The 9,272-nt window shown below is 69.5% G+C and carries 7 protein-coding genes and 6 pseudogenes; 8 read left to right on the top strand and 5 right to left on the bottom strand.

The genetic code is table 11. The features are described from left to right. From P1P70_RS12900 to P1P70_RS12890, 3 genes are all read left to right on the top strand, one after another. Positions 1-412: electron transfer flavoprotein subunit alpha/FixB family protein (locus P1P70_RS12900; protein ID WP_319236952.1), on the top strand; the 412-nt coding region annotated here is incomplete at its 5' end. Between the two features lie 225 nt (positions 413-637). Beyond that, positions 638-829, top strand: coding sequence for a hypothetical protein (locus P1P70_RS12895; RefSeq protein WP_319236951.1), 192 nt, complete (start codon positions 638-640; stop codon positions 827-829). A gap of 341 nt (positions 830-1,170) precedes the next feature. Beyond that, positions 1,171-2,844 (top strand): allantoin permease, encoded by a 1,674-nt coding sequence (locus P1P70_RS12890; protein WP_319236950.1) that lies wholly within the window; start codon positions 1,171-1,173, stop codon positions 2,842-2,844. Between the two features lie 130 nt (positions 2,845-2,974). On the opposite strand, the pseudogene P1P70_RS12885 reads toward P1P70_RS12890, so the two are convergent. Both P1P70_RS12885 and P1P70_RS12880 read right to left on the bottom strand, forming a co-directional pair. Continuing rightward, a pseudogene (locus tag P1P70_RS12885) lies at positions 2,975-3,157 on the bottom strand (Fe-Mn family superoxide dismutase); the annotation flags it as partial. 208 nt (positions 3,158-3,365) lie between these two features. Further along, complete coding sequence (locus P1P70_RS12880; protein WP_319236949.1) at positions 3,366-4,439, bottom strand: HoxN/HupN/NixA family nickel/cobalt transporter; 1,074 nt, start codon at positions 4,437-4,439, stop codon at positions 3,366-3,368. Positions 4,440-4,841: 402 nt separating this feature from the next. On the opposite strand from P1P70_RS12880, the pseudogene P1P70_RS12875 reads away from it, so the two are divergent. Next, a pseudogene (locus P1P70_RS12875) lies at positions 4,842-5,000 on the top strand (tRNA (adenosine(37)-N6)-threonylcarbamoyltransferase complex transferase subunit TsaD); the annotation flags it as partial. Positions 5,001-5,048: 48 nt separating this feature from the next. Here the strand turns inward: P1P70_RS12875 and P1P70_RS12870 are convergent. Together P1P70_RS12870 and P1P70_RS12865 are read right to left on the bottom strand one after the other, a co-directional pair. Continuing rightward, positions 5,049-6,012, bottom strand: a pseudogene (locus P1P70_RS12870) (FecCD family ABC transporter permease). Between the two features lie 56 nt (positions 6,013-6,068). Next, positions 6,069-6,317, bottom strand: a pseudogene (locus tag P1P70_RS12865) (iron ABC transporter substrate-binding protein); the annotation flags it as partial. A 14-nt stretch (positions 6,318-6,331) separates the two neighbouring features. Here P1P70_RS12865 and P1P70_RS12860 point away from each other — a divergent pair. Then, positions 6,332-6,685: pseudogene (locus P1P70_RS12860) on the top strand (DJ-1/PfpI family protein); the annotation flags it as partial. Beyond that, positions 6,659-7,156: a GlxA family transcriptional regulator gene (locus P1P70_RS12855; protein ID WP_319236957.1), complete on the top strand. Its 498-nt coding sequence runs from the start codon at positions 6,659-6,661 to the stop codon at positions 7,154-7,156. The pseudogene P1P70_RS12860 and the gene P1P70_RS12855, both read left to right, overlap by 27 nt. Before the next feature lie 17 nt (positions 7,157-7,173). Here P1P70_RS12855 and P1P70_RS12850 read toward each other — a convergent pair whose 3' ends face one another. Then, positions 7,174-7,851: a uracil-DNA glycosylase gene (locus tag P1P70_RS12850; protein ID WP_319236948.1), complete on the bottom strand. Its 678-nt coding sequence runs from the start codon at positions 7,849-7,851 to the stop codon at positions 7,174-7,176. Between the two features lie 151 nt (positions 7,852-8,002). Between P1P70_RS12850 and P1P70_RS12845 the strand changes: the two are divergent. Then, positions 8,003-8,218 (top strand): annotated as a pseudogene (locus tag P1P70_RS12845) (hypothetical protein); the annotation flags it as partial. A 47-nt stretch (positions 8,219-8,265) separates the two neighbouring features. Then, a complete protein-coding gene (locus P1P70_RS12840; RefSeq protein WP_319236947.1) occupies positions 8,266-9,219 on the top strand; it encodes an N-acetylglucosamine kinase in 954 nt (317 codons plus the stop codon). Positions 9,220-9,272 lie beyond the last annotated feature (53 nt).

Genomic DNA, 9,272 nt, shown 5'->3' with positions numbered 1-9,272 from the left:
CGGCCGCACCCCGCGCGAGTCCACCGGGCGTCCGGAGCTGACCGAGGCCGCGATCGTGGTCTCCGGCGGCCGCGGCGTCAACGGCACCGAGAACTTCGCCGTCATCGAGGCCCTCGCCGACTCCCTCGGCGCGGCCGTCGGCGCCTCCCGCGCCGCGGTGGACGCCGGCTGGTACCCGCACACCAACCAGGTCGGCCAGACCGGCAAGTCCGTCTCCCCGCAGCTGTACATCGCCAACGGCATCTCCGGCGCCATCCAGCACCGCGCCGGCATGCAGACCTCGAAGACCATCGTCGCCGTCAACAAGGACGCCGAGGCCCCGATCTTCGACCTCGTCGACTACGGCGTCGTCGGCGACCTCTTCGACGTCTTCCCCCAGCTCACCGAGGAGATCAACATTGCCGGCTCGTGAACCCGTGGGCCAAACCAGCGCCGGGTGAGGCAGCCGACAGCAACCCGCCACGGTCCTACCACCGCCAGGGACTTCACGCCGAGTTGAACATCGACCGATCAGATGGCACCGACACCCATGCCGTCGGCCGGCGCTGCAGCAGGGTGAGACCGGATCACGGACACCACCCCCTACCTCCTCGACTGGCAAGGCTTCGGTCAGGCGCCTGCCGGATACGACGCCGCCATGTTGCCGGCGTACTCCCTGCTCGCCCCCGGCTTCGCACAGCGCGTGCGGGACACCTTCCTGGTACTCCAGACGGAACCCGGACGCATCGCACAGATCATCGCCATCACCGAACTGCTGCAGTCAGCCTCACGCGGAGACCACCCTGAAGTCGTCCCGCGGCTCCGGACGCTCGCCGCAGAACTGGCGTGAGCGGGCAGCAGCCGTAGGGAGGTTGGCCGTCACCCCGGGCCCTGTCCTCTGTTGCATGGCCTTGCGGATTGTCGTTTCGCCCGGAGTGAGACGCACTTCAACCGCGCCTTGAGAGGCTTGCGAAACACCGCATTCATCCAGGAAGGATTCAGGGGTAATTACCCCTGCCTACCGTCCCTCGTCATGGTTACGAGGCGGGAGGTCCGCGAGCAGAGCCCAGGCCCCGCGCCCCGCCTGCGTCCCGCTCCGCCAACGTTGTCATGCGGGACACCTCGTTCCTCGCCCGTCCTTCCGGGTGAGGCCCCCCACCGCGGTCCCGACCCGCAGCAAGGAGGCGTGGCATGAGTACCGAGCCGCGACTGGCAGAGGCCACAGAACCGGAACCGGCGCTGAAGGCGGCGCCGAGTACCGACCAGGCCGTCAAGGAGACGCTGGAGGACTACACCCTCCGCTTCGCGCCCCGCAGTTACCGCCGCTGGACCCCGATGGTCGTGGCGACCACGGCCCTCGGCGGCATCGCCTACATGGCCGACTTCTCCATCGGCGCCGGTATCGCCTTCGCGCACGGCACCGGCAACGCGCTCGTGGCGATCGCCGTCGCCGCGGTCGTCATCTTCGTCACCGGCTTCCCGCTGGCGTACTACGGCGCCCGCTACAACATCGACCTGGACCTGATCACCCGCGGCTCCGGCTTCGGCTACTACGGATCGGTCCTCACCAGCGTCATCTTCGCCAGCTTCACCTTCATCTTCTTCGCCCTCGAAGGCTCGATCATGGCCCAGGGGTTGAAGCTGGGCCTGGGCATGCCGCTGTGGCTGGGCTACCTGGTGTCCACCCTGATGGTCATCCCGCTCGTCATCTACGGCATGAAGGCGCTGAGCAAGCTCCAGGTGTGGACCACGCCGATCTGGCTGCTGCTGATGGTCGCCCCGCTGGTGTACCTGGTGTCGAACGACCCGGGCACCGTCGACCGGTTCCTCGCCTACGCCGGCACCGACGGCGACGGCGCCGTCAACACCGCCTCCGTACTGCTCGGCGCGGGCGTCTGCCTCTCCCTCATCGCGCAGATCGGCGAGCAGATCGACTACCTGCGCTTCATGCCGCCCAAGACCGAGGCGAACAAGCGCAGTTGGTGGACGGCCGTGGTCATGGCCGGGCCTGGGTGGGTGGTGCTCGGCGCGCTGAAGCAGGCCATCGGTGTCTTCCTCGCCGTGTACGTCCTCGCCGAGGTCGGTCCGGCCGTCGCCACCGAGCCGATCCAGCAGTTCAAGGGCGCCTTCGACGCGATGCTGCCGTCATGGACCGTGCTGCCGCTGGCCGTCGCCCTGGTCGTCATCAGCCAGATCAAGATCAACGTGACGAACGCGTACTCCGGTTCGCTGGCCTGGACGAACTCCTTCACCCGCGTCACGAAGCGCTACCCGGGTCGCATGGTCTTCGTCCTGGTCAACCTCGGCTTCGCGCTCGCGCTGATGGAGGCCGACATGTTCAGCTTCCTCAACAGCATCCTGGGCTTCTACTCGAACTGCGCCATCGCCTGGGTCGTCACCGTCGCCACCGACATCGGCGTCAACAAGTACCTGCTGAAACTCTCCCCGCACGCCCCCGAGTTCCGGCGCGGCATGCTCTACGCCGTCAACCCGGTCGGCGTCGTCGCGTTCGTCGCCGCGTCCGGGCTGTCCATCGCCATGTACTTCCACGGCCTCGGCGACACCCTCCAGCCCTACTCCCCCGTGGCTGCCGCTCTCATCGCCTTCGTCCTCACCCCGGTCATGGCGATCGTCACCAAGGGCAAGTACTACCTGCGCCGCACCGACGACGGCATCGACGAGCCCATGCTCGACGCCGACGGCAACCCGAGCGCGGTCACCCTCGACTGTCACGTCTGCCGTCAGCCGTACGAGCGCCCCGACCTGGCCGCGTGCCAGACCCATGACGCCGTCGTCTGCTCCCTGTGCCTGAGCACGGACAAGGTCGGCGATCACGTCCTGCCAGCACAGCCGGCGACCGCCTGACCCGCCCGAGGCGGGCGGTCGATCCGGTGCCCGCCAAGCGCGGTACGCCCCGATCGCCTCCGACGACAGAAGGGCCCCTGCGAGTCACGTCCTCGCAGGGGCCCTCCCGTATCGCCGCCTGCAAGTGAAGGTGGTGGTCGTAGACCTGCTCGACGATCAGCCGGCCGCTGAGGGGCTCGTAGGCGAGGACACCCCAGCCCGAACCCTGCGTGGTCGCGGAGGCCTTGGTGAGCTGGGCCTTGAAGCCCGCGAAGGAGCCGAAGGACTCGGCGATGGCGTCCGCCAGCTCGCCGACGCCGATCTGCTGAGGCGGCGCGGACTGCGGTGCACACCGTGCCGGATGCGCATACTGGCCCTGTTTCACGCCTCGGGAGAGCACCTCAGTACTCACGATCGAGGAGCTGACCAGGTTACGGCCGTATTCCACGGGATCTCTGCTGGTGTACGGCCGGTGCGCGCGCTGCGCCGACTGAGGCGGAGGGCATCGGCCGCCGCCGTGCGGTCCGGAGGCGTCTAGTTGGCTACTTGGCGGAGGTGGGCTCGTGGGCCAGCCCCGACGTCCATTTCTCCTCGATCCTGCCGACCTTCCACACCAGCAGGGCGATCGCCCAGGTCGCGAAGAACAGCCCGACGATGACGTATCCGATGATGTTGAGGTCCAGGCCGGAGACCCAGTCCCAGAACGGGCCGTGCAGGTCAGCCTTCTCCGCGACCAGGCCCAGCAGTTCGACCGTGCCGATGATGAGGGCGACTGCCACGGACAGGCCGGTGATGGTGAGGTTGTAGTAGACCTTGCGGACCGGCTTGGAGAAGGCCCAGCCGTAGGCGAAGTTCATGAACGTGCCGTCGATCGTGTCCAGCAGGGACATGCCGGCCGCGAACAGGATCGGCAGGCACAGGATCGCGTACCAGGGCAGGCCGGACTCGGCACCCGACCCGGCCAGCACCAGCAGGGCGATCTCCGTGGCCGTGTCGAAGCCGAGGCCGAACAGGACACCGAGCGGGTACATCTGCCAGGGCCTGGTGATCGACTTCATCACGCGGCCCAGGAGGCGGTTCATGAAGCCCCGGTTGTTCAGCTGCTCCTCCAGCGCGGCCTCGTCGAAGTGGCCGGAGCGCATCTGCCGGAACACCTTCCAGATTCCGGCCATGATCACCAGGTTGATGATCGCGATGACGTAGAGGAAGGTCCCGGAGACCGTCGTACCGATCCAGCCGGTCACCCCGTGCAGAGTGGAGTCGTCGTTCTCGGCCGGGCCTGCCAACGCCTTGACGCCCAGGGAGAGCAGGAAGGCGAGGGCGAAGACGATGGTGGAGTGGCCGAGGGAGAACCAGAAGCCGACCGACAGCGGGCGCTGCCCGTCGTTCATCAGCTTCCGGGTCGTGTTGTCGATGGCCGCGATGTGGTCGGCGTCGAAGGCGTGCCGCATACCGAGGGTGTAGGCGGTGACGCCGATACCGATCCCGAACGTCTTGGTGCCCAGGCTGTAGTGGTGCGGCGCGACGACGGCGACCAGTGTGAACCAGCCGATGACGTGCAGGGCCAGGATGAACGCCGCCATCCCGCCCAGGCTCGCCCACTCCTTGCGGGTCATCGACGCGCGGAGACGGCGCCCCGAGAGGCCGCGCCCGCCGGCCGGGGCGTCTGGACGGACGGAGGGATCGGGAGCGGTGGGCATGGGGACGTGGGCCTCACTCTCTGCGGACGGTCACGGAATACGTGGGGAACCCGCATGTGAGCGACTGTTTGCAGCCGCTCCCCCAGGTTTCTGCGCATGGGTCGCAGGAACAAGTCGAATGCGGCAAAGCCCCCGTCAGGATTGCGTCTGCGCTGGGGAACGCACTGGTCAAGGCCGCTCCTCGGCGCTCAGCACCACCCCTTCGCCCGACCCTCTCGGGTCAGCGGCGATCTGGGCTTCCGGGAGCGGGTGCACATCGACCTTCCTTATTGCAAAATCCTTGCAATAACTACTTCAGCGCAGGAAGGGGAAGGGTGGGTGCCGTTGTACGGGGTGCACCATCTGGCCGGGCACGTCGCCGCCGACACCCTGGAGCGCGGGCCGCTGCCCGACCCCTGCATGGCGCTGATCGTCTCCGGCGGGCACACCTCGCTCCTCCCAGTCCGGGACCTGGCCCGCCATCCGATCGTCCATTTGGTGCGGTCCAGGGTGACGTGGAGGCGGTCGACGGTGAGTTTCATGCGGTCAGTCCAAACCCTTGTCACGGCGCAGCAGCCAAAGGAAGAAGGGGGCGCCGAGCAGGGCGGTGAGAATGCCCAGTGGCAGTTCGTTGGGGCGGTCGAGGGTGCGGGAGAGCAGATCGACCAGGACCAGGTAGACGGCGCCCAGCAGCGCGGTCAGGGGCAGCAGGCGGCGGTGGTCGGCTCCGATGGTCAGCCGCACCAGGTGCGGGATCATCAGGCCGACGAAGCCGATGCCGCCCGCGACCGCGATGACCGTGCCGGTCAGCAGTGCGCTGAGGACCAGCAGGAGGGCGCGCAGCCGGTTGACGTCGACGCCGAGCGCGGTGGCGGACTCGTCGCCGGCCAGCAGCACGTCGAGACGGCGGCCGAACAGGGTCATCAGGGTGGTCGTGACGAGTACGACCACCGTGACGGTGGGCAGTTGGTCCCACTGGGCGCCCGAGACGCTGCCCAGCATCCAGAACATCACCGTCCGCAGCTCGGTGGGAGACGCCTGGAGCTGGACGTAGCTGGTCGCGGAGAGGAAGACATATCCGACGGCGACGCCCGCGAGCATCAGCCTGGTCGGGGCCATCCGGCCCCGGCGCTGTCCGAGGGCGAAGACCAGCGCGCCCGCGGCCAGCGCGCCGATGAAGGCCGCCGCCGACACCGAGCCCGGCGAGCGCGGTGCTCCCGCCCAGGGTGATGACGAGGACGGCGCCGAGCGTGGCTCCGTAGGAGAAGCCCAGCACGGTGGGGTCGGCCAACGGGTTGGACACCACGGTCTGCAGCACCGCCCCGGACACGGCCAGGCCCGCGCCGACCACGGCCGCCAGGGCCACCCGCGAGGTGCGGAAATTCCAGACGATCTGGTCGAGTGCGGGGTCGGAGGGCGCCGCTCCCACCCCGGTGACGTGATGCAGGACGATCTTCCACACGTCCCCGACGGGGACGGTGACGGCACCGATACTGATCGCCACGATCATGGTGGCGGCCAGCGCGACGGGCAGGAACGTGAACGCCAACGGGACCCTGAACCGGCTCAGAGCGCGTCGGGGTGCAGCGTCTTCGCGATCTTCTCCACGGCCACGTCGTTGCTGGGGCCGAGGTACATCGTGTCGGACAGCGTCACGTACGTGTTGTTCCTGGCGGCCGGCCACTGGGGGAACTTTTTGAACAGTTTCCTGGCGTAGGCCGCCGGGTTGGGGTCGTTGTAGCTGATGAGGACGAGGGCGTCGACGTCGGTGGCGGCCACCTTCTCCTTGCTCAGGTCGGCGAAGGTGGTCTTGGCGGGGTCCCGTCGAAACGGACAAGGGATGGCCCCTTCTCGCCACCCACGGTCTCGACGCGGTCCGCGCCGCGGACACCGTGATCGTGCCCGCCTTCCGCGGATACCTCGACGCCTCACGGGACGAGGCGGTGGCCGCACTGCGCCAGGCACACCGCAACGGCGCCCGCACCGCCCCGATCTGCACAGGAGCGTTCGCGCTCGCTTCCGCGGGGTTGCTCGACGGGAAGCGCGCGACGACCCACTGGCGCTACGCCGACGAGCTCGCCCGCCTCCATCCGAAGGTCGAGGTCGACCCCGATGCGCTCTACGTCGACGCAGGAGACGTCCTCACCTCCGCGGGCGTGGCCAGCGGCATCGACCTGTGCCTGCACCTCCTGCGCCGCGACCACGGCACGGCTGTCGCGAACGCGGTGGCACGAGAGATCGTCGCCGCACCGCACCGGGAAGGCGGACAGGCGCAGTTCATCAGGAGGCCGCCGGCACCGCCGAGCAGGACCGGCCTCGGCCCGACTCTGGAGTGGGCGCTGACCCGCCTCGACAAGCCCCTGACGGTCGGCGACCTGGCCGCACACGCCCGCCGATCCTCCCGGACCTTCGTGCGCAGCTTCGCGGCCGAGACCGGTACCACGCCGATCAAGTGGCTCAACATGGCGCGCGTCGACCGAGCCCGCGGACTCCTCGAAACCACCGACGCCACCATCAGCCACATCAGCCAGGTCTGCGGCCTCGGCACCCCGGCGAACTTCCGGCAGCACTTCCGCCGCACCACGGGGACCACACCGAGCGAGTACCGCCAGGCTTTCGCCGGTGATCTGACGCCTGCCCGACCAGGCACCTGACAAGCCATCAGATCGGCTTACGGCAAGCGCCAGTCCACCGGCTGGGCACCCTGCTGGATCAGCAGATCGTTGGCACGGCTGAACGGCCGCGAGCCGAAGAAGCCGCGGTCGGCCGACATCGGGGAGGGGTGCGCGGACTCGATCGCCGGAAGCTCACCCAGCAGGGGTCGCAGATTGCGCGCGTCACGCCCCCACAGGATGGAGACCAGCGGCTTGCCACGCCCGGCGAGGGCCCGGATCGCCTGTTCCGTGACCTCCTCCCACCCCTTGCCCCGGTGCGCGGCGGGCTTGCGCGGGGCCGTCGTCAACGCCCTGTTGAGCAACAGCACACCCTGCTGCGTCCACGGCGTGAGATCGCCGTTCGACGGCCTGGGCAACCCAAGATCGGAGTGCGCCTCCCGGAAGATGTTCTCCAGACTCCCCGGCAACGAACGCACCTCGGGCGAGACCGCGAAACTCAGCCCGATGGCCATCCCCGGGGTGGGATAGGGATCCTGACCGACGATCAGGACACGGACATCATCGAAGGGCTGCTGGAACGCCCGCAGGACATTCGCCCCGGACGGAAGATAAGTCCGGCCGGCCGCTATCTCGGCACGGAGGAAGTCCCCCATCGCCGCGATGCGTTCAGCCACAGGGTCAAGAGCCTTCGCCCAGCCCGCTTCAACAAGTTCATGCAAAGGTCGTGGAGCCACGGCGCGTCACTCTACTGGCACTCACAGACACCCCGCATACCCAGGGAGACTCGCATACCCGGCCCTCCCTCAGGCGCTACTCTTCCTCCGCGTCGAGATCTCCGAGACGGTCGAGCAGATCGCGTAGCCGGTCACCTGGAAGGAGGGGAGCTTGCCCCGCTCAGTCAACATCTACCGGGAGCTCCACACCGACCTGAGGCATGCTCAACCGTCCAACGGTGACCTGACGCCCTGGACCCGGCAGGGTGTGCTGCTGCATAACAGAGCGCCGGCCGACCGGGGCCTCTTCGGCTCCCGCCCCTTCAGCCGCGCCAACGACCGCCTGGTCCGCCAGGGCGGCGCTCCCGTGGACTGGCGTCTGCCGTGACGGGCGGTCCCGCGTCCTCCCGGCCCCCCAAGGAGCAGGCACCCCTCGTGCTCGCCGTGGACTCCGGAGGCTCCGGGCTGCGGGCGGCGCTGGCCCGGGGCACCGAGGTGCTCGGGGAGCCGGTGGTGTGCCGGGAGGCGGTGCGGACCGGTGCGCGCGGCATCGACGCCGGCCATCTGCTGGAGCTGCTGCTGCCGCTGGCGCGGCGGTTGCTCGCCGACGCCGGGGGCGCGCTTCCGGTGGCGGTGGTCGTCGGAGCCGCCGGGTTCGCGTCGCTCGGCGAGCAGATGCGAGCCGAGCTGCCGTCCGCGCTGACGCGCGAGTGGGGGGTGCGCCGGGTCGCGTTGGTGGCCGACGCGGTCGCCGCGTACACCGGTGCCCTCGGGGTGCGGCCGGGTGCGGTGATCGCCGCCGGTACGGGGCTGATCGCGATCGGTACGGATCTGACCGCCTGGCGTCGGGCGGACGGCTGGGGCCATCTCCTCGGGGACTGCGGCGGTGGGGCGTGGATCGGCCGGGCCGGGCTGGAGGCGGCGATGCGGGCGCACGACGGACGGGACGGCGGTTCGGCCCGGCTGCTGGCGCGCGCGGAGGGGGTGTTCGGCCCGCCGGCCGGGATTCCCGGCCGGGTCTACCCGAGGGCCGACCGCCCGGCGGTCCTCGCGTCGTTCGCGCCCGAGGTGGCCGCCTGCGCCGGGGACGACCCGGTGGCGACCGGCATCCTGCGCGAGGCGGCCCGGCACATGGCCGACGCGGCGGCCGCCGTCTGCCCGGCCTCAGGAGGGCCCCGAGTGGCCCTGACCGGCGGTCTGTTCAAGCTGGGCGCCCCGCTCCTCGTCCCGCTGGAGGCGGAGTTGGCCGCGCGGCTGCCCCACGCGCCGCTGGAACGGGCGGAGGGGGATCCGCTCGTCGGTGCCGTGCGCATCGCCGCCTCGTTGGCGGCCGGAGGGACCGGCTTGCCGTACGACGAACGGATGTTGTACATGATGGCCGAAAAATAGTACCTGAAACAGGGAGTAATTCCGCCTGTCGGACAAGCGGCGTCGCGGTCACC

It is taken from the genome of Streptomyces sp. MB09-02B, assembly GCF_033794485.1.
Taxonomy (GTDB): Bacteria; Actinomycetota; Actinomycetes; order Streptomycetales; family Streptomycetaceae; genus Streptomyces.
The sequence above is the reverse complement of the archived record's forward strand: the minus strand, read 5'-3'. Positions and strand labels throughout refer to the sequence as shown.